The sequence below is a fragment of the Pseudomonas sp. BCA17 genome (genome assembly GCF_004519405.1).
Classification (GTDB): Bacteria; Pseudomonadota; Gammaproteobacteria; order Pseudomonadales; family Pseudomonadaceae; genus Aquipseudomonas.
This window is the reverse complement of sequence record NZ_SGWI01000001.1, coordinates 1,454,079-1,473,451: the sequence shown is the minus strand read 5'-3', so window position 1 is coordinate 1,473,451 and position 19,373 is coordinate 1,454,079. Positions and strand designations below refer to the sequence as shown.

16 protein-coding genes are annotated in these 19,373 nt (G+C 61.2%); 7 read left to right on the top strand and 9 right to left on the bottom strand.

All coding sequences use genetic code 11. The features are described 5' to 3' along the window. Positions 1-41: 41 nt before the first annotated feature. The 5 genes from EXW71_RS06830 to puuE all read right to left on the bottom strand — a co-directional run bounded on the left by EXW71_RS06830 (position 42) and on the right by puuE (position 4,518). The gene (locus EXW71_RS06830) at positions 42-1,346 is read right to left on the bottom strand and encodes a urate hydroxylase PuuD (RefSeq protein WP_134656850.1); all 1,305 of its coding nucleotides are present in this window, start codon (positions 1,344-1,346) and stop codon (positions 42-44) included. Positions 1,347-1,397: 51 nt separating this feature from the next. Further along, positions 1,398-1,901 carry an ureidoglycolate lyase gene (locus EXW71_RS06825; protein ID WP_025854991.1) on the bottom strand — a complete coding sequence of 168 codons (504 nt, stop codon included), beginning with the start codon at positions 1,899-1,901 and terminating at the stop codon, positions 1,398-1,400. Positions 1,902-2,042: 141 nt separating this feature from the next. Beyond that, the gene (gene alc, locus EXW71_RS06820; RefSeq protein ID WP_134656849.1) at positions 2,043-3,038 is read right to left on the bottom strand and encodes an allantoicase; all 996 of its coding nucleotides are present in this window, start codon (positions 3,036-3,038) and stop codon (positions 2,043-2,045) included. 41 nt (positions 3,039-3,079) lie between these two features. Then, positions 3,080-3,595, bottom strand: a complete 516-nt coding sequence (gene uraD / locus EXW71_RS06815) for a 2-oxo-4-hydroxy-4-carboxy-5-ureidoimidazoline decarboxylase (protein ID WP_134656848.1) — start codon at positions 3,593-3,595, stop codon at positions 3,080-3,082. Then, positions 3,592-4,518, bottom strand: coding sequence for an allantoinase PuuE (gene puuE / locus EXW71_RS06810; RefSeq protein WP_134656847.1), 927 nt, complete (start codon positions 4,516-4,518; stop codon positions 3,592-3,594). Before puuE ends, uraD begins: the two co-directional genes overlap by 4 nt. 344 nt (positions 4,519-4,862) lie before the next feature. On the opposite strand from puuE, the gene uraH reads away from it, so the two are divergent. Both uraH and EXW71_RS06800 read left to right on the top strand, forming a co-directional pair. Then, complete coding sequence (gene uraH, locus EXW71_RS06805; RefSeq protein ID WP_123717565.1) at positions 4,863-5,216, top strand: hydroxyisourate hydrolase; 354 nt, start codon at positions 4,863-4,865, stop codon at positions 5,214-5,216. Between the two features lie 154 nt (positions 5,217-5,370). Further along, the gene (locus EXW71_RS06800) at positions 5,371-10,620 is read left to right on the top strand and encodes a dermonecrotic toxin domain-containing protein (protein ID WP_256657089.1); all 5,250 of its coding nucleotides are present in this window, start codon (positions 5,371-5,373) and stop codon (positions 10,618-10,620) included. Here EXW71_RS06800 and EXW71_RS06795 read toward each other — a convergent pair. From EXW71_RS06795 to EXW71_RS06785, 3 genes are all read right to left on the bottom strand, one after another. Continuing rightward, positions 10,598-11,236 carry a LysE family translocator gene (locus tag EXW71_RS06795; RefSeq protein WP_134656846.1) on the bottom strand — a complete coding sequence of 213 codons (639 nt, stop codon included), beginning with the start codon at positions 11,234-11,236 and terminating at the stop codon, positions 10,598-10,600. The two genes, EXW71_RS06800 and EXW71_RS06795, sit on opposite strands and share 23 nt — an antisense overlap. 74 nt (positions 11,237-11,310) lie before the next feature. Beyond that, a complete protein-coding gene (locus EXW71_RS06790) occupies positions 11,311-12,657 on the bottom strand; it encodes an NCS2 family permease (protein ID WP_123717567.1) in 1,347 nt (448 codons plus the stop codon). A gap of 186 nt (positions 12,658-12,843) precedes the next feature. Further along, positions 12,844-13,278 (bottom strand): MarR family transcriptional regulator, encoded by a 435-nt coding sequence (locus EXW71_RS06785; RefSeq protein ID WP_134656845.1) that lies wholly within the window; start codon positions 13,276-13,278, stop codon positions 12,844-12,846. 81 nt (positions 13,279-13,359) lie between these two features. Between EXW71_RS06785 and EXW71_RS06780 the strand changes: the two genes are divergently transcribed. Beyond that, on the top strand, positions 13,360-14,526 hold the full coding sequence (locus EXW71_RS06780; protein ID WP_134656844.1) for a PLP-dependent aminotransferase family protein: 1,167 nt from the start codon (positions 13,360-13,362) through the stop codon (positions 14,524-14,526). A gap of 10 nt (positions 14,527-14,536) precedes the next feature. Then, positions 14,537-15,139: a glutathione S-transferase family protein gene (locus EXW71_RS06775; RefSeq protein ID WP_123717570.1), complete on the top strand. Its 603-nt coding sequence runs from the start codon at positions 14,537-14,539 to the stop codon at positions 15,137-15,139. 245 nt (positions 15,140-15,384) lie between these two features. Here EXW71_RS06775 and EXW71_RS06770 read toward each other — a convergent pair whose 3' ends face one another. Continuing rightward, positions 15,385-16,272, bottom strand: a complete 888-nt coding sequence (locus EXW71_RS06770; RefSeq protein WP_134656843.1) for a LysR family transcriptional regulator — start codon at positions 16,270-16,272, stop codon at positions 15,385-15,387. A 125-nt stretch (positions 16,273-16,397) separates the two neighbouring features. Here EXW71_RS06770 and EXW71_RS06765 point away from each other — a divergent pair, with 125 nt between their 5' ends. The 3 genes from EXW71_RS06765 to EXW71_RS06755 are packed head-to-tail and all read left to right on the top strand — an operon-like array spanning position 16,398 to position 19,331. Further along, a complete protein-coding gene (locus EXW71_RS06765) occupies positions 16,398-17,690 on the top strand; it encodes a CitMHS family transporter (protein WP_134656842.1) in 1,293 nt (430 codons plus the stop codon). A 1-nt stretch (position 17,691) separates the two neighbouring features. Beyond that, complete coding sequence (locus EXW71_RS06760) at positions 17,692-19,017, top strand: acyclic terpene utilization AtuA family protein (RefSeq protein WP_134656841.1); 1,326 nt, start codon at positions 17,692-17,694, stop codon at positions 19,015-19,017. Further along, positions 19,014-19,331 (top strand): hypothetical protein, encoded by a 318-nt coding sequence (locus tag EXW71_RS06755; RefSeq protein ID WP_123717574.1) that lies wholly within the window; start codon positions 19,014-19,016, stop codon positions 19,329-19,331. The genes EXW71_RS06760 and EXW71_RS06755 overlap by 4 nt, the downstream gene beginning before the upstream one ends. The last annotated feature ends 42 nt before the right edge of the window (positions 19,332-19,373 follow it).

The following is a 19,373-nucleotide window of genomic DNA, read 5'->3' as shown; positions in this document are numbered from 1 at the left end:
GCGAGCAAGCCCGCTCCCACAGGTGGATGTGCATCAGGCTGTCAGTTGGTACGGGCTCCCTGGCTGATCCAGGTGCCAATCAAGTCCCGCTCCTGCTGGGTCATCTGCGTGATGTTGCCCAACGGCATGATCTGGCTGGCCACGGCCTGCGCCTGAATGCGCGCCGCCTGCTGCTGGATCTGCGCCGGGGTGTCGAACATCACTCCGGCCGGCGCGGTGCTGAACAGCGGGCTGGTCGGCTTGGCCGAATGGCACACGGCGCAGCGTTCCTGGATCACCCCGTGCACCTTGTCGAAATCAATCGTGGCCTGGGCAGGCGCAGCGGGTGCTGCAGCCGGCTCGGCGGGAGCAGCCGGCGCGGCAGGTTTCAGGCCACCGCCCAACGCGGTTTCCGGCAACGGCTGGTATTCGATCGCCGCCGGTGCCTTGGCCACTTCCGGCGAAGTCGATAGCGGTTTTGGCCCGGTCACATACGCCAGGCAAATCATCGCCAACGCGCCCACCGGAAGGGTCCACGCATACTTCTGGCTGTTATGCCGGGTGTTGAAGTAGTGGCGTACCAGCACCGCCGCCACCGCGATACCGGCCAGGATCAGCCAGTTGTATTGGCTGCCGTAGGTGCTCGGGAAGTGGTTGCTGATCATGATGAACAGCACCGGCAAGGTGAAGTAGTTGTTGTGCCGCGAACGCAGCAGCCCCTTGGCCGGCAATGCCGGATCCGGCGTGCGGTTTTGCTCGATGGCCGCCACCAGCGCGCGCTGGGCGGGCATGATGATGCGGAACACGTTACCCACCATGATGGTGCCGATGACGGCGCCCACATGCAGGTAGGCGCCGCGCCCGCTGAACACCTTGCTGAAGCCGTACGCGGCGGCAATCAACAGCACGAACAGGATCAAGCCGAGCAGAGCAGGGCGCTTGCCCAGGGCCGAGTCGCAGAGGAAGGAGTAGATGAACCAGCCGACGAACAGGGAGCCGATACCCAGCAGTACGCCTTCCGGGCCACTGAGGCTGCTGCCCGGGGCCAGCAGGTACAGGGTCGGGTTGGAATAGAACACCACGCACAGCAGCGCAATGCCCGACATCCAGGTGAAATAGGCTTCCCATTTGAACCAGTGCAGGTTGTCCGGCATGGTCGGTGGGGCCAGTTTGTATTTTTCCAGGTGGTAGATACCGCCACCGTGGATCGCCCACAAGTCACCGGCCAGGCCGTCCTTGGGGTTGACGCGGTTGAGGTTGTTTTCCAGCCAGACGAAATAAAAGGAAGCGCCGATCCAGGCGACGCCGGTGATCATGTGAACCCAGCGCACGCTCAGGTTCAGCCATTCCAACAGATGTGCTTCCACAGTCTTTACCTCTCGCCTGTCACCCTTGTTGTCGGGTGATCAGACCTTCTCTTATTGGTGGGGGGCGAGGATCAAACGCTCATCCTCTTTGAAAAAATGCTCATCGCAGTTATTGCCAGTGCCACTGCGATCAACCACCAGGAAGTCATCCCGCTTTTCGATCGTCAGCACCGGGTGGTGCCAGACGCCGCGATGGTAATTGATGCCCTGCCTGCCGTTGGTGACGAAGGCGCGGACCAAGCCTGATACAGGTGCATCGCCAAGTGGCGCGACCACGATCAGAAAGGGGTTGCCGAGCAGCGGAATGAAAGCCTGGCTGCCCAGCGGGTGTCTCTCCAGCATGCACACGGTCAGCGGCATATCCAGCGCGTCGGCGCGGAAGATGCTGATGATCGCGTTGTCTTCAGGCGTCGCGGTTTCCACCGTCGCCAGTTTGTGAAAGCGCATGGTCGACCCGTTGTTGATCATGAAGTGATCGCTGCCATCGGTCTCGATAACGTCTCCGAAAGGGGCGAAGGCTTCTTTGGTCAGGGGTTCGATCATCAGTGTGCGCATGGCTGTCTTCTTATCCGGATTCTGTGTTGTTTGCTTGTATGGCGAGGGAGCTTGCTCCCGTTGGACTGCGCAGCAGTTCCAGTTCTTGGGGGCGCTTTGCGACCCAGCGGGAGCAAGCTCCCTCGCCACAGGGTTCACTGCTTATTTAGCGACCTTGCCCAGGACGCGCAGGCGGCTCACACCCCCATCCGGGAACACGTTCAGGCGGATGTGGGTAATCGGCCCCAGTGCCTTGATCTGCTCGGCGAAGGTGTGTTCGGCGTGCATTTCCAGCTTCTGCGCCGGCAGCAGTTCACGCCAGAACAACGACTGGGTTTCGATCTGGCTGTCGGTGCCGCCTTTCACGAATGCACCCTGGATCGAGCAGGTGTCCGGGTAGTTGCCCTTGAAGTGCAGGGTGTCGACGATGATCTTCTCGATCTCGCCCGGATGGCCCAGGGCGACGATCACCCAGTCATTGCCCGGTGTACGACGACGCGCGGTTTCCCAGCCGTCGCCCATGTTGATGCCACGGCCCGGGTTGAGAATGTTGCTCATGCGGCCGAAGTGTTCATCGGAGCAGGCCAGGGCGCGACCGCCGTTCAGCGCGGCAGCCAGGTCGACCTGTTCGTTATCGCCCACCGACGACCAGTCGCGGAACGGCACACCGTACACACGCAGACGGGCTACACCGCCGTCCGGGTAGATGTTGAAGCGCAGGTGGCTGAATGCCTGGTCGTTGTTGATTTCGTGGTAGTGATGGCTGTTGCCTTGCAACTCGACGGCCGACAGCACTTCCACCCACTGGGTGTTTTCGTCGGGCTCGCCAGAGGCCAGGAAACACGCTTCCAGGGACGCCGACGGCGGGTAGTTGCCGGTGAAGAACGAAGTGTCGATGTCCACGCCCTTGATCGAACCCGGCACGCCCAGGCGGATGACCGCACTGTCGTAGCCTTCGAAACGCTTGCGGCGCGACTCCCAGCCGTCCATCCACTTGCCGTTGTCATCGAAAACGCCCTCCTTCCACACGGCCGGGGTCGGCTGGAAAAGGCGGTTGGCGTCGGCGAACCAGTCATCGGTCACAGAGATGATCTTGGTGCCCAGGCGGGCATCGGCCAGGTTGACGAACTTTTCGAAAGGTGCGGCGTAAGCTTTCATTCTTCTTGTCTGCCTTGGATAGAGTGGCTGGGAATGGTCTGTTAGAGGGTCAGTAAACGGAACAACGCGATCTTGTTGATCTCGGCCAGGGCGCATTTGAACTCGGTGTCCACCGAGTTGTGGATGCGCGTTTCGAACGCGGCCAGGATCTGATGCCGGTTGCTGCCTTTTACCGCCATGATGAAGGGAAACTTGAACTTGGCCTTGTAGGCCTCGTTCAGCTCGGTGAAGCGTGAGAACTCTTCGGCCGTGCATTGGTGAATCCCCGCGCCGGCCTGTTCATCAGTGCTGGCTTGGGTCAGTTGGCCCTGGACGGCCGCTTTGCCCGCCAGGTCCGGGTGAGCGTTGATCAAGGCCAGTTGGCTGGCGTGATCGGCGCTCAACAGGATGTCGCTCATGCGCTGGTGCAGGGTTTCGATCTGGTCAATCGAAGCGTCCTGGCCCAGGTCAAAGGCCCTTTCGGCCACCCATGGCGAATGTTCGTAGATATCGGCGAAGGCGCTGACGAATTCGTCGCGGCTCAGGCTCGAAGGTTTGAGGCTGTGGAACGCAGTCATTTCGCCGCTCCCGGGCAGGGGTGGGTTTCTTGCCAGTGACGGGCAATGTCCACCCGACGAGTGAACCAGACGTGCTCGTGGCCTTTGACGTATTCAATGAAGCGCTTCAACGAGGCCAGGCGTGCAGGGCGGCCGATCAGGCGGCAGTGCAGGCCGATGGAAAGCATCTTCGGTGCCTCGGCGCCTTCGGCGTAAAGCACATCGAAGGCATCCTTGAGGTACTCGAAAAAGTCATCGCCTTTGTTGAAACCCTGCACCTGGGTGAAGCGCATGTCGTTGGTGTCCAGGGTGTAGGGGATCACCAGGTGCGGCTTGCCGGTGGGGGTGTTGGGTTCCCAATAGGGCAGGTCGTCGTCGTAGGTGTCGCAATCGTAGAGGAAGCCACCTTCCTCCATCACCAGCCGCCGCGTGTTGGGGCCGGTGCGCCCGGTGTACCAGCCCAGGGGGCGCTCGCCGGTCAGTTCGGTGAGGATGCGGATGGCTTCGAGCATGTGCTCGCGCTCCTGGGCCTCGTCCATGTATTGGTAGTCGATCCAGCGATAGCCGTGGCTGCAGATCTCATGGCCCGCTTCGACCATGGCGCGGATCACATCCGGGTGCCGTTGGGCGGCCATGGCCACGGCGAAGATGGTCAGCGGTATATCGAATTCCTTGAACAGCTTGAGGATGCGCCACACACCGGCCCGGCTGCCGTATTCGTACAGCGACTCCATGCTCATGTTGCGTTCGCCCTGCAGCGGTTGGGCCGAGACCATTTCCGAGAGGAAGGCTTCAGACTCTTTGTCACCGTGCAAGATATTGCGCTCGCCACCTTCTTCGTAGTTGAGTACGAAAGACAGCGCAATGCGCGCCTTGCCCGGCCAGTGGGGATGAGGAGGGTTACTGCCGTAACCGATCAGGTCGCGTGGGTAGTCAGCGCTCACTGCAGTCTTCCTTCTTGTTCGTCGTGTTGGCGATGATTGATTGTATACAACTTATCGACGACTTTGTAAGCCTGCATTTCCGCATTTTTTCTGCAGGGCCCTGGGGGGATGCTGTAGCAAGAAACTTGCCTGATTGGTCAGCTAATGGACAAAAGGTCGTTTAAAAGCAAGGATTACTCGTCGGTTGCCCTGGCGAGCCACACGAAGGCATGCATCCAAGGGTTTGTGATTTTTATTGTGTACAATTTTTTTAAAAAGTGTCTTAATCAGCCATCGCCGACTTTTTCCCTGCCCCGAAAAAGTGCGGATTCTCTTCTACTGACCACGGGAGGCGCATAGACGCCATGGGACGTTTGACCACACACGTTTTGGACGCCGCACACGGCTGCCCCGGCAGCGCCATCCAGGTTGAGCTGTACCGCGTCGAAGGCGCTCAGCTTGAGCTGGTCGCCACCGCCCTGACCAACAGCGACGGCCGCTGCGATGCGCCGCTGCTGCAAGGCGACGCCTACCGCAGTGGCGTGTACCAGCTGCAGTTCAGCGCTGGTGATTACTACCGCGCCCGTGGTGTACAACTGCCGGAACCGGCCTTCCTGGATGTGGTGGTATTGCGCTTCGGTATCAGCGCCGAACAGGAGCACTACCATGTCCCGCTACTGATTTCGCCTTACAGCTACTCCACCTATCGCGGTAGCTAGCGTCACCTCGCTTCACACCCCCAAAGCTCTTCGTTGGTTTTTCGCCCGCCCACACAGCGGGCTTTTTTTATTTGCCGAGGGCTCAACTATCTAGTGCTCCTTGGCCTTCGGCGGTACCTAGGCTGGGTGTTTTCCTCAATGAGAAGAAAGCACCATGGGTCCGCTCCCCGATACCGATGATTCAGCCGCTGCGGCCGAAGCCGCGCTACAGGCCATTCGCGATGCGCTTCGATGGCGAATCAATACCTGCTCACACCCCAGCCGCCTGATCAATCAGCTCGCCCTGGCCGACCTGCGGTGCAGCGAGTCGACGCAGGCGTTGGCGCACCTGATCGGCCGTTCTCCCAAGGTGTTGAATGTGCTTCGAGCCGAACTGCGCAAGACCTTCGAGATCGACCCGGACAGCCTGATTTTCACTGAGCCCAAGCCGCCCCGTGAACCGCAGAACGTCGACACGTTGACCGATCGGGCGTTGTTCTCGCTGGTTAAGCCGTCGGTGGTGATTAACGTCAACGCCTTTACCGCTTTGAGCATCAAGGGGAGCCCGAATCGTCGGTTGCCCTACACCCCGTTGGAAGCATTGCGGCGGGTGCTTGCGATGGGGCTGCCTGACGTGTTGGCTCGTGCGCAACGGACCTATTGGGACACGCTGGTGCAAGGTTCCTGGCTGACGCGTCGGGAGCGCTGGGCGGCGTTACACACGCAGCTTTTTGCTGACCGTGCCTTCATCGCACGGCAGCTCGACGAGTTGTCGAGTGCGGGAATGATGATGGTCCAGGCCGTCATCGATGCCCCGACCGCTGCGGCACGCCAGCGCGCCGGTGGCGGCTGGGCCGCTGTGCGAGTGGGCCAGTTGATGTGGCCCGGTTCGCCGGCACTGGCAATTCCCGGGGCCTTGCATCTATACCGTGACGGTGAGCCCGTTGATGCGCCCCATGTCATCTACCTGCCGGGTGTGGTGCGTAATTTTCATGAGTACCCGAGCTTCGAGGCCTTTCAAGGCGGCGTGCTCGAGCTTGGCAGTGAGCGCTTTCACCTACTGTGGCAGTGTTTACCGTTGGATCAGCGCAATGTGGCCTGCCCGCCGGCGGACTTGTCCCCGACAACCCGCTTCGTTCGTGGCCACGCAGTGACGGGCGATGCCCTGGCGCTGGGGGCTGAGGCGTTGCTGAGTGGGCAATGGGGCAATGAGTTGGCGTGTGCCAGGAAGGTCAATCTCGCGCATGTGTTCTCTACTGCCCGACCGCGCCCTCAGCCCTTGGAGGCCAGGGCGTTTCTCGCTTACGTGGAAGGCGCGCGCAAGCAGCTGATCGGTGGCGCTCGGCTCGGTCCGCTCCGTGATCAACTACTCCGATGGGACCATCGACGCCGGCGGGCAGAGATTGTGTTTGCCAGCACGGCACCCACGCTGGCGATGCTGACGGTGGAGCGGCAGGTCAAACGCTACGAAAAAGGCCTGGTCACGTTGTTGGGCCCGGCCGATCCCAATGTGCAGACGCCCGCTTATCAAGGGTTGCTCTCACTGATACGCCAACGGGATGTGCATGCGCAGGCGTTGAAAGCGTTAGTGCAAGCTGCGCCACAACGCTTGCTCGACCTGGTTTTTTGGGCCGGGCGGCCGGGCGGGGCAGGGACGCCCAGGCGGGTTTCGCTGTTCCTGAATGCTCAGGCCGAGGCCCTGCGCTGCGAGGTTTTGCTGCAACACCAGCTCAAGCGGCTGGGCACCGCGCATCGCGATCTGATGATTGAGGTGATAGACCAGCCCCTGGCCTCACGCCGCTCGCAGAGCCAGACCCGGGTGATGTCCGTCGCCATTGGCAATGAGCCAGATGCCTTTTACCCACTGCATAACGTCTGGGTCGTCACGACGGCCGCCGCCGTGAGGGTCCCGACCCGCCAGCGCCCCGTGGTGCTATACGCGTTTGGGACCGACGGCGGCGTGGCTGCTTTTTCCGGGTTGGACGCCCTGACTCAAAGCCTCAAGGCCAGCCTGGGCAGTCATGACGATTCGGTGCTATGGGGCTATGTGGAGCGTGATAAACGCCGCGATCTGCGCGCCCATGCGGCGCGTGAATCCCTGAGCGTGCGTTACCTCCACATCCGTAGCAAGCCTGCACTGGCCAGCCTCAAGAGGCTGCTTGGGACCTGCGACCGTTTGCACAAAAGCACTGAGGACATCACGCGTATTTTCAGCGAAGTGACGGATGCCGAGTTGAGCCGCTCGCTGTTGATGTTCGAGCTGCAAGACAACCTGACGGCTCCGGCGAACAGCGCGCTGAACCAGGCACAAGCGAACGTTGAACTGCTGTGCAAGGTCGCGTCCGAATCCACGCAACTGCCGGCCTGGTTAGTCAGTGCGCCCAGTGTCCAGCGCAGGCACTTCAGGCGCTTGTGGCGTTTGCATCTGAGCAGCGCCTTTGCCTTCGCACGTCGCCTGCAAGACTGCCTGCCCGACCTCGGCACGTTTGCCCGCCGTGCGCTGACGGACCGCTTGCACCAGGATGGTCTGCCCTCGCACCTGGATATCGAGCAGCCGTTGATTGATCTGCCCGATGATGTCCAAGACAGCTTTTGCGGGTGGGAAAGCCGCTGCTCTGTGGGGGATCGCCGGCGAATATTGACCGCCACCCCCGAGCGTACGACGTTCAGCCTGCAGCAACTGGCGCTGCATAATCTGGATCCAGTGGCACCTTGGACACAGTGGCGATTCAACCGCGCCCGCTATCTGCAGCCCCAATGGAAAGAGCGGTTGAACGCCGCTTACCTGATACCCATGGTGGCTTCACTGGATATCGGTGGCGAGTACGCCAGGTTGATCAATTCAGTGTTTTATCCACCTGTTGGCGATGCCCACACGGTGACTGAGGGACGTATTCCAGCGCTGTTGAACCGCACGTTGCGGGCGGGTGCCGAACAGAATCTTTACGCGGCGGTTCAGCAAGGGCTGACGGCGAGTGCAGAGAGTCTGTTGCGCACCGCGATGGCCGCGCGAACGCCCCGGGATCTGCTGAAAAACCAGCATCAGTTGCAATTGCATGTGGTGCACCTGGTGGGGCACACCATGCAGCATGATCGCTACATCGCAGGGCTGGTGGTGGTGCAAGACATCGCCACGGGCCAGTGTGTGGTCTATTGGCCCGGCGGTCCGCCAGAGGCAGTGCTCACCGAATACGGCAGCCTGGAACAGGCGCGGGTTGAGTTGAACCGGGTCGGCTCACTGCCTGGCAGCGTCAAGGTGTTGGCTCGACAGGTTGCACCCGGCTGGGCCTTCGAGGCGCTGACTCACCATCCCGCCCGGGCCGCTGCGCCCGATCCGGCACTCGATATCCTTGATTATTTACCGGGCATTTCCATGGTGAAGGGGATACAGCGCGGGATCGAGTTCATTCGCTCATTCAAGATCAAGCACCTGGAGCCCACGGTGCAGCTCAATGAGCTGGAGAACGTCATCCTTGAGCAGATCGCCAGTGAGCCGCAGGACTGGCTGGCGATTGTCGCTACCTCCCATAGCGATGCCCGGGCATTGCTGTATCGAGCCAGTGTGTTCGAGCTGCAGCGCCAGGCTCAGGCGGTCAGCCGTTCCGGCAAAGAACTGGAGAACTACCGCGCCCGGCGGCTGGCTGAGCAAAGCGGGACCCGCAGTCGCCGGATCGTTGCGTTTTTCTCGCAGTTTTTCTTTCCCTTGTTCGGCGTCCTCAATGACGTTTATGAGTTGCTGCTTGCGGCGCGGCACTATCACCGCTTTGGCGATGCGCACGATGCCGTCGATGTGGGCTTTATGAGCAGCTTTCTGATCATCGACCTGCTGCTGAACGTCATGCCCGGCCCGAAGCCGGCGGGGCGTGTCGCATCGCGCGTCGCCCGCCCCGTATCAAGGGTTGCCCTGGGGCGTATTCATCGTCTGCGCATGACTGCGCAGGGCGGGCCAGTGCGATTGGCATCGCCCCCCGTGATGCAGCTCAAGACCTTGGAACATTTCAAAATCGAGGGTGTGCCCAAAGAGGCCGTGGCGTTGAAGGGACCGGATCAGGTCGGCATCCATGCGAAGGACGGCGTGCTGTTTGTGGCGGACGACACGCACCATTATCCGGTCTATCGACGCGGCAACGAGCCGGTATTCCGCCTGGAAAATCGACAGGTCGCGGGCCAGGGCGAACTGATCTTGAATATCCATCAGCCGGGTGAATGGTTGCTGGGTGCGGACGCGCCGCAACCGATGGCCGGGACGAGTTCGGGGGTGCTCAACCCGTGGCCCGCGCCGGTGTCGGCCTTATCTGACTGGTGGCCACCGGTTTTGCGCAACGCGACGGAAGCTTCGATCCTGCAGTCATTCTCCACGGCAACCCATTGGTTGGACTGGCGGATGCAGATTCCGATTACCGCGCAGTTGAGCTCCCCGGCGCCTGGTGTGTTTCACGTTCCTCTGGCCAGTCCAGGTATTTCCTACAACGTCCTGCGAGTGGCACCACCCAATACCAGCCTGGCGGATCCGTTGAGCGGTTATTACCGGCTGTTGCCCCAGGGCGATCAAGCGCCGCTGCACCGCATCGTGTTCATCACAAGGGATGAGCCGCGCGTTTCCTTGGCGAGCGCTGACATCGAACGGTGGACACGCACGGCGCCTGACGAGCAGCCCATTCCGGCGTCGCGCAGTTCGGCGAACGACTGGCAGCTTCATCAGCCGCTGTTCAATAAGCCGCTGGCAAGGTATGTGAGTGAGGCCTTTCCCACCCTGACAAAGGGTAGCAAGAACTTTGCAGTCGCCAGACTGGTCGAGCTTTCAGGCCCCAGGCGTCCAGCTACGGCCACTCACCTGCTCAATATCCGCGCGACCCTGGACGGTTGGTTGCCTCCGGCCCCCGCGCGGCCCGGGCAGACCGATGATTTGCTGAGAATGTTGCGGCCCAGCGAAAGGGGCAGGGTATCGGTATTCATTGGCTATGACGGCAAAGCGCCTGGCTTCACCCGTGTCGATTTTCGAGTGCAGGGCTTGGACCCGCTGCTGCGCTCCGTCAGCCGCAGGCACACCGTGGTGCGAAACAACGCGCAGCATCCGGCCGTCAGGCAGGTGTTGGAGCAGATGGGGTTCAACGTAGAGGAATTGCGTGTCACCCACGGTAGGAGGACTACACGTGACCTGGTCGTGACTCATGCGCTTTCGGACAAGCTCTATTACGTATCCGTCCGCTGGGTCGAGAGATCGTCTATCACACTGCACTCCAGGCTGACGGACGGTTGGTTCACTAAAGCCATCAACCGTCATCCCGTTTCGCAGGTATTCGCGCGAATCAAGCGTGCCAGGGAGGAAGGGCGCCTTGTCCGGTTAGTAGCAGGCATTCAATGGCCTGTATCAGGCACGCTCCCGCCCAGCATTTACTTTGTCAAAGTGGGCCCGTCCCCTTGATCAGCGACACCATCCCGGCGCCGCCGAACAGCCCGGCGCTGGTGCGGTTGAACCAGCTCTGGCCTTTGCCGCTGCGCAGGTAGCGCGCCGCACCATGGGCACTCAACCCGTAGGCCAGTTTGCACAGCAGGTCGAGCAGGGTCCAGGTGGCGATCATGATCAGCAGCTGCGGCAGGAAGGGTTGCTGGCTGCTGAGAAATTGCGGCAGGAAGGCAGCGAAGAACAGGATGTCCTTGGGGTTGCTGGCGCCGAGCACAAACGCTCGGCCAAACAACGCGCGGAACCGCGGCGTCGCTACCGCTTGTGGCACCACCGCGCCCTGGCTTGGCTGACGGGATTGCTGCCAGCTTTGCCAGGCAAGGTAGAACAGGTAGGCCGCGCCGAGGATTTTCAACGCGCTGAACAACTGTTCCGATGCCAGCAGCAGGGCACCCAGGCCCAGGGCCGAGGCGCTCAACAGGCAGATCGAGGCAAACACCCCGCCGAGAAACGCTGGATACGAACGGCGCAGGCCGTAGTTGAGACTGTTGCTGATCATCAGCAATGACAGTGGCCCCGGGATCAGGATCACGACCAAGGCTGCGCCGCTGAACAGTAGCCAGGTTTCAATCGTCATTTCATTCCTCCAGTTGTCAGCGACAAGCTTCAAGCGGCAAGCTTGTCGCTCGCCGCTGAAAACTTGCCGCTATTTCATAGAAATACAAATTTGGCGATAAAGATCGCGCACAGCACCCACAGGCTCACGGAAATCTCGCGGTGCTTGCCGGTACCAGCCTTGAGCGCCACGTACGTGATAAAGCCCAGGGCGATACCGTCGGCCACCGAAAAGGTCAGGGGCATCATGATCGCGGTGACAATGGCCGGAATGCTGTCGGTGGCTTCATCCCAATTGATATGAGCCATGCTCGCCATCATCAGCATCGCCACGTAGATCAACGCACCGGCAGTGGCGTAGGCCGGGATCATGCCCGCCAGCGGCGCGAAAAACATCGCCGCCACAAACAGCACGCCCACGGTCACCGCAGTCAACCCCGTGCGGCCGCCAGCGGCGACACCGGCAGCGCTTTCCACGTAGCTCGTCACGGGAGGTACACCGACCACCGCGCCGAACACGCTGGAAGCGCTGTCAGCCTTCAGTGCGCGGGACAGGTTATCGATCTTGCCATCGGCATTGACCAGCCCGGCGCGTTGCGCAACGCCCATCAGTGTACCTGCGGTGTCAAACATGTGTACAAAAAGAAATGCAAATACCACGCTGATCATGCTGACATTGAATACACCTTTTACATCCATGGCCATCCAGGTGGGCGCCAGGCTCGGCGGCGTGGAGAGAATGCCGTTGTAATGCACCACGCCCAGGCCCCAGCCGGCCAAGGTCACGGCAATGATGCTGATGAGGATTGCGCCGAACACGCGGTGGTAGCTGAGGATGGCAATCAGCAGGAAACACACCGCCGCCAGCAGCGGCGCAGGCTCGTGCAGCGAGCCGAGTTTGATCAGTGTGGCGGGGCTGTCGACAATGATGCCGGCGGTTTTCAGGCCGATCACGCCGAGGAACAGACCTACGCCTGCACCCATCGCATGGCGCAGGCTCACGGGGATGCTGTTGAGCAGCCATTCGCGCACGCGGGACAGCGTCAGGCCCATGAACAGCACGCCGGAAATAAACACGGCACCCAGCGCGGTCTCCCAGTGGTAACCCATGGTGCCGACCACGGTGTAGGTGAAAAACGCGTTCAAGCCCATGCCCGGCGCCAGGCCCACTGGCCAGTTGGCATACAGGCCCATCAACAGGCAACCCAGCGCGGCGGCGATGCAGGTGGCGACGAAGGCCGCGCCGTGATCGATACCGGCGTCGGCCATGATGTTCGGGTTGACGAAGATGATGTAAGCCATGGTGATGAAGGTGGTGAGGCCGGCGATCAGTTCGGTCTTCACTGTGGTGCCGTGCAAGCTGAGTTTGAACAGACGTTCTAGCCAACGGCTGTCGGGCGGGGCGATGTCCAGCGTAGGGGCTTCGGATTTGCGGCTATCCACAGCGAGTACTCCTCAAGAGTTTTATTGTTATTTCCAGCGCCGGTCACGAATGTGGGCAACAGCGCTTTGAGGTACTGGCGGGTTTGTTGACCAGTAGGTCAGGAACTCGCACGCAGTGGATTATGCTTTTGTATACAAATAAAGCAAATAATGTTTTCGATCATCTGTTCAAAAGAAGATGAAAGGCTAATTCCCCGTGCTCAGCGCCTGATTCACCGCCAGCCACCCCGTCACGGCTTCTTCCCCGGCTTCGTGGAAGGCGCGCTGCAGCAACTTCACTTGTTCACGGCGCAGTGACTGTTCGAAACGCCGGCCTTCCTCGGTCAGTTCCAGCAGGCGCTTGCGCTTGTCGGTCTCGGACGCGACGCTGTCGACCAGATGCATTTCCTGCAATTGGCGCAGTGGCATGTTCAACGCCTGCTTGCTCACGCCGAGCAACTCCAGCAGTTCCTTCACGCTCATTGCGGGGTAGCGCGCGATAAAAAACACGATGCGCTGATGCACGCGGCTCAGGCCACGGCGTCCGAGCATTTCGTCGGCCTTGGCGGTAAACGCCTGGTAGCCGAAAAAGAACGCTTCCATGGCATCTTGCTGGGCAGTGGGGTTTTTAAGGTCAAGCATGTTGACGTATCCGTGCAAGTCGTCGTAATTTCGGTCAACCAGTTTGACGTATTTCCCACAGGCTTCGCTAGCGGTGACCTTATGGCCTTCTCTGAACGTGTTACGCGCCTCAAAAGCTCCTTGATCCGTGAAATCCTTGCGGCAGCCCAGCGCCCAGCGGTGATGTCATTCGCCGGTGGCCTGCCCGCCGAAGCCATGTTGCCGGCGTTGAATTGGGATGACATGCCACTGAATATTGGCCAATACGGCATGAGCGAAGGCGAGCCACGGCTGCGCGAATTGCTTGCGGCCGAGGCCCGTGCGCTGGGCGTGCCGTGCGAGGCCAGCCAGGTACTGGTGGTCAGTGGGTCCCAGCAAACCCTGGACCTGGCGGCCAAGCTGTATATCGACAAGGGCACGCCGATCCTGCTGGAAGGCCCAACCTACCTGGCCGCGCTGCAGATCTTCCAACTGTTCGGCGCCGACTGTCTTACCGTGCAACTGGAGGCCGACGGCCCCAACCTGACGGGGTTGCGCGCCAACCTCGAACGCCATCGACCGGCGTTCGTCTACCTGATCCCGACTTTCCAGAACCCGTCGGCGGTGCGTTACAGCGAGGCCAAGCGAGAAGCCGTGGCCGCCTTGCTCGATGAGTTCGGCGTGACCCTGATCGAAGATGAGCCCTATCGCGAACTGACCTTTGATGGTGGCAGCGCGAAGCCTATTGTCGGGCGCCTGGAAAAAGCCAGTTGGATCTACACCGGTACTGTCTCCAAGACGCTGTTGCCCGGCCTGCGTGTGGGCTATCTGATCGCCAGCCCGGACCTGTTCCCGCACCTGCTCAAGCTCAAGCAATCAGCTGACCTGCATACCAATCGCGTCGGTCAATGGCAGGCGATGCAGTGGATCGGCACTGAAAAATACCAGCAACACCTGGCGCAGTTGCGCAGCTTCTACCGTGAGCGCCGCGATGCCTCCCAGGCCGCTTTGGTGCGTCACTTCCACGAACTGGCTGACTGGCAGGTGCCTCAGGGCGGATTATTCTTCTGGCTGACCTTGAAACAACCCCTCGATACCCGCACTTTGTTGGCGCAAGCATTGGAGCAGAACGTCGCGTTCATGCCCGGTGAACCGTTCTTTTCCGAGCCGGACCAGCATCTCGGCTCGTTGCGACTCAATTTCAGCCATATTGACCCGGCCCGCCTGGACGAAGGTCTCAAGCGCCTGGCCTCGGTGGTCCGTCAAGCACAGCACGCGCAAGCGGCATAAGGGGAGCCTCATGTACAAGGTTTATGGCGATTACAAGTCGGGCAACTGCTACAAGATCAAGTTGATGCTCAACCTGCTGGGCATTGAATACCAATGGATCGATGTCGACATCCTCAAGGGGGACACCCAGACCGCCGAATTCCTGGCCAAGAACCCGAATGGCAAAATCCCGGTATTGGAACTGGAAGACGGCACCTGCCTGTGGGAATCCAACGCGATTCTCAACTTCCTGGCCGATGGCAGCGAGTTCCTGCCCTCCGAACCGCGCCTGCGCACACAGGTGCTGCAATGGCAGTTCTTCGAGCAGTACAGCCATGAGCCGTACATTGCGGTGGCGCGGTTTATCCAGTTCTATCTGGGCCTGCCGCCAGAGCGCCTGGAGGAGTACAAGAAACTGCACAAAGGCGGCTACAAGGCGCTCAAGGTCATGGAGCGTCAATTGCAAGTGACGCCCTATCTGGTGGGGGAGCAATTCTCTATTGCCGATGTGGCGTTATATGCCTACACCCATGTGGCCCATGAGGGTGGTTTTGACCTGGACGCTTATCCGGGCGTGCAGGCGTGGTTGGCCCGCGTTGCCAGCCATCCTAAGCATGTGCCAATGCTGGACTGACTGACCGGCGCGAGCGCAGCGTGCGGGCGATGGCGTTCTTGAGAATGCCATCGCCGGCGGCGCGCAAAGTCGACATGGCGAGGCAACATTCCATTTACCTTAACCCAATGGCACCAGGGCGCTGGGCCTTGTCTCTTGCGGGGAAAGTCTATTGTCGCAACTAATGCGAAGCCGGATAGAAGTGCGGTTGAAGGCGGGTCAGCCGCAACTGGTTCGACGGTTGAATATCAGGACCGGGCCCGGTATTACGAGGCGGCGAGTTGTTCGCTCAGCAGGTCAAAACAGCGTTGCGCAGCCGGGCTCAAGCCTGTACCGCTACGACTGATCAAGCCGATCTCCCGGTTCACCCCGGGATGATCGATACGGATACGTTTCAAGCCTTCCAGGCTGTCCGCCGCCGACTCCGGCAGCACGCTGATCCCCAACCCCTGGCGCACCAGCGCCAGAACCGTCGACATGTAGTTGGCCTCCATGCCCGCATTCATCGTCAGGCGGGTCTGATCGAACAGCTCATCCACTTGCTCACGCACGCTGCTGTCTCGGCCGGTCAGGATGATCGGCTGGTCCGCCAGTTGCTCCAGGGTCAGTTGGCGATGGCGGGTGAGTGGATGATCCAGCGGCACAAAGGCACACAAGCGGTCGTTGAGCACCGGGACGAATTCCAGGCCATGGCTGAGCCGTGCGCGTACGCCAATACCGAAGTCCACTTCACCGGCACGCACCTGCGCATGAATGCGATGGGCCACCAAATCCTGTAGACGCACTTCAATGCCGCCAAAACGTTCGCGAAACAGGCGCAACGCCGGGGGCAGGGCGCCGGCGCACACCGAGGGCAGGGCAGCGATAGTGACTACGCCTCGGCGCAGGGCGGCGAGGTCGCGGGAGCCGGTGACGATGTTGTCCAGGTCCAACAGCAGTTTTTCCATGGGGCCGCGGGCGTCGTGGCCGGCGGCGGTCAAGCTGACGTGGCGCGGGCTGCGGTCGAGCAGGGCGACGCCGAGCCAGTCTTCCAGTTGTTGCACCTGCACGGTGAGAGCCGAGGGTGACAGGTTCAGCTCGTTGGCAGCCTTGGTGAAACTGCCGGTGCGGGCTACCGCAAGGAACGCCTGAATGTGCTGGATTGAATTCTTCATGGGGACGGCTTCATTTTGTTTTTCCGAACGCTGGTCGGTGAATATTCCAATTTACAAAGACTAACCCGCTTCCAATACTCCAGGGAAAACAATAACCGGCCAACCAGGCCGCTCTGGAGTACCCCATGCTCGCTACCCTGGGTGTCATTACCATCCTGTGCCTGCTCGCTGCCGTCATGAGCAAGCGCCTCTCACCGCTGGTGGCCCTGATCGCCTTGCCGATCATCGCCGCACTGCTCGGCGGGTTCGGCCTGCAGACCAGCGCCTTCATCATCACCGGTATCAAGAATGTCGCCCCGGTGGTGGGCATGTTTGTCTTTGCCATCCTGTTTTTCGGAATCATGACCGACGCCGGCATGCTCGACCCCATCATTGATCGTATCCTGCGAACGGTAGGAACGCGTCCTACACGAATTGTCGTAGGCACCGCGACCCTGGCGCTGCTGGTGCACCTCGACGGCTCCGGCGCCGTGACCTTTCTGGTCACAGTGCCGGCGATGCTGCCGCTGTATACGCGCCTGGGCATCGACAAGCGCATCCTGGCCTGCATGTGTGCCATGGCGGCCGGGGTCAACTTCCTGCCATGGACCGGGCCGGTGCTGCGCTCGTCAGCCGCCCTGCATGTGCCCGTGGCGGATTTGTTCCAGCCGCTGATTCCCGTGCAGGTCGTCGGCCTGGTGTTTGTCTTTGCGTGTGCCTGGTGGTTGGGCCGCCGCGAAGAGAAACGCCTGGGCCTGGGCGCCGGCTCCACGGTGGATGCCGTGCCGCAGCGGGTGCTCAGTGAGGCCGATATCGAGCTGCGTCGCCCACGGTTGTTCTGGGCCAACCTGGTGCTCACCGTGATGGTGATGGTGGTAATGATTGCCGGCTGGGTCGATCCGGTGGTGATGTTCATGCTCGGCACCGTGGTGGCGCTGTGTATCAACTATCCGAATGTGGACGCCCAGCGTGCGCGTATCGACGCCCACGCCAAGACCGCCTTGACCATGGCCAGTATCCTGCTCGCCGCCGGGGTGTTCACCGGCATCATGCAAGGCACCGGCATGCTCAAGGCGATGGCCGAAGTGGCGGTGGCGCAGATCCCGGCGGGCCACGGCAAGCTGATCCCGGCAGTGGTGGGTTTCATCTCCATGCCCCTGAGCCTGCTGTTTGACCCCGACTCCTATTATTTCGGCGTGATGCCGGTGATCGCCGAAGTGGGCAAGGCGCTGGGTGTCGACCCACTGCAAGTGGCCCAGGCCTCTTTGCTGGGTGTGCACACCACTGGCTTCCCGGTCAGCCCGCTGACCCCCGCGACCTTCCTGCTGGTGGGCTTGTGCAAGATCGAACTGGCCGATCACCAGCGCTTTACCATCCCTTTTCTGTTTGCCGCGTCGGTGTTGATGACCCTGACTGCGCTGCTCCTGGGAGTGATTTGAGATGAAAACCTTGCGCATCGGTTCCGGCGCCGGCTATTCCGGTGACCGTATCGAACCTGCCGTGGAACTGGCCGAGCTGGGTGACCTGGATTATCTGGTGTTCGAATGCCTGGCTGAACGCACCATTGCCTTGGCGCAACAGGCGCGGATCAGCGATCCACAGGGCGGTTATGACCCGCTGTTGAGTGAACGTATGCGCCGTGTGCTGCCATTTGTCGGCCGGCATGAGGGTCGCCGTCGTCTGCGGGTGATCACCAATATGGGCGCGGCCAACCCGGTAGCGGCGGCGGCTGAAGTACGACGAATTGTCGATGAGTTGGGGCTGAATCTCACGGTGGTGGCTGCACTAGGCGACGATGTCCTGGCGGCCCTGCGGCCCGAACAACGCCTGGATAACGGCCAGACCCTGGGCGCCTTGGGTGAACGGCTGATCTCGGCAAATGCCTACCTGGGGGTCGACGCTATTTTGCAGGCGCTGCACGCAGATGCCGACGTGGTGATCACCGGGCGTGTGGCCGACCCTTCGTTGTTTCTGGCGCCGCAGATGTTTGAGTTCGGCTGGGCGGCGGATGATTGGCAGCGTCTGGGGCGGGGCACGCTGGTGGGGCATCTGCTGGAGTGTGCGGGGCAGGTCAGCGGCGGTTATTTTGCCGATCCCGGTGTCAAGGACGTGGACGACCTGGCGCGCCTGGGGTTCCCCCTGGCCGAGGTTGATGCCGAGGGTGAAGCATTGATTACCAAAGTCGCAGGCTCTGGCGGCCGGGTCAGCCGTGCCACCTGTACCGAACAATTGATCTACGAAGTGCATGACCCGGCGGCGTATCTGACCCCGGACGTGACGGCGGATTTTTCTCGGGTGGCGTTCGTGGAGGAGGGTGTTGATCGCGTTCGCGCCCAGGGGGCGCTTGGGCATGCCCGGCCTGAGCAGTTGAAGGTCAGCGTCGGTTACCTGGACGGTTGGATCGGCGAAGGGCAGATGTCCTACGGCGGCCCGGGAGCTGTCGCACGGGCGCAGCTGGCGCGGGATATCGTGCTCAAGCGGCTTGAGTTGATCGGTGTGAAGATGCAGGACGTGCGCGCCGAACTGATCGGCATGGATTCATTGCACGGTTCGCGCAACAGCGTCGAACCCTGGGAGGTGCGCCTGCGCGTCGCCGCCCGTTGTGAAGATCGTGGCGAGGCGGTGCGGGTCGGCAATGAGGTGGAAACCCTTTACACCAACGGCCCGTCGGGCGGCGGTGGTGCGAGCAAGAGCGTACGCCAGGTCGTGGCGGTGGCATCGTTGATGCTGCCGCGCAGTAGGGTCAACCCGAGGATTCAGGCATGAAGTTGCACACGCTGGCCCATTCCCGCACGGGGGATAAAGGCGATACGTCAAATATCTCGATCATCGCGTACCGCGCCGAAGACTACCCATTGCTCTGCGAACAACTGACAGCCGAACGCGTGGCCGAGTGCTTCGCCGGTTTGCGCGAGCCGGGCGCGGCGCCGGTACGACGTTATGAACTGCCCAACGTGCAGGCGCTGAACTTCGTGCTGCCGGGGATCTTGCGCGGCGGCGTGACCCGTTCGCTGGCGCTGGACGCCCATGGCAAGTGCCTGGGGTCGGCGTTATTGGATCTCGATTTGGCAATAGGGTAAATGCGCGAGGGGGGCTTGCTCCCGATGGTGGTGTATCCGCCG

What these genes read in the sequence shown, in the direction of transcription:
- uraH (WP_123717565.1), top strand. Translation starts at nt 4,863, where the DNA reads ATGGGACGTTTGACCACACACGTTTTGGACGCCGCACACGGCTGCCCC.
- EXW71_RS06770 (WP_134656843.1), bottom strand. Translation starts at nt 16,272, where the DNA reads ATGAAGAATTCAATCCAGCACATTCAGGCGTTCCTTGCGGTAGCCCGC.
- EXW71_RS06780 (WP_134656844.1), top strand. Translation starts at nt 13,360, where the DNA reads ATGGCCTTCTCTGAACGTGTTACGCGCCTCAAAAGCTCCTTGATCCGT.
- EXW71_RS06775 (WP_123717570.1), top strand. Translation starts at nt 14,537, where the DNA reads ATGTACAAGGTTTATGGCGATTACAAGTCGGGCAACTGCTACAAGATC.
- uraD (WP_134656848.1), bottom strand. Translation starts at nt 3,595, where the DNA reads ATGACTGCGTTCCACAGCCTCAAACCTTCGAGCCTGAGCCGCGACGAA.
- EXW71_RS06825 (WP_025854991.1), bottom strand. Translation starts at nt 1,901, where the DNA reads ATGCGCACACTGATGATCGAACCCCTGACCAAAGAAGCCTTCGCCCCT.
- alc (WP_134656849.1), bottom strand. Translation starts at nt 3,038, where the DNA reads ATGAAAGCTTACGCCGCACCTTTCGAAAAGTTCGTCAACCTGGCCGAT.
- EXW71_RS06800 (WP_256657089.1), top strand. Translation starts at nt 5,371, where the DNA reads ATGGGTCCGCTCCCCGATACCGATGATTCAGCCGCTGCGGCCGAAGCC.
- EXW71_RS06785 (WP_134656845.1), bottom strand. Translation starts at nt 13,278, where the DNA reads ATGCTTGACCTTAAAAACCCCACTGCCCAGCAAGATGCCATGGAAGCG.
- EXW71_RS06755 (WP_123717574.1), top strand. Translation starts at nt 19,014, where the DNA reads ATGAAGTTGCACACGCTGGCCCATTCCCGCACGGGGGATAAAGGCGAT.
- EXW71_RS06765 (WP_134656842.1), top strand. Translation starts at nt 16,398, where the DNA reads ATGCTCGCTACCCTGGGTGTCATTACCATCCTGTGCCTGCTCGCTGCC.
- EXW71_RS06760 (WP_134656841.1), top strand. Translation starts at nt 17,692, where the DNA reads ATGAAAACCTTGCGCATCGGTTCCGGCGCCGGCTATTCCGGTGACCGT.
- EXW71_RS06795 (WP_134656846.1), bottom strand. Translation starts at nt 11,236, where the DNA reads ATGACGATTGAAACCTGGCTACTGTTCAGCGGCGCAGCCTTGGTCGTG.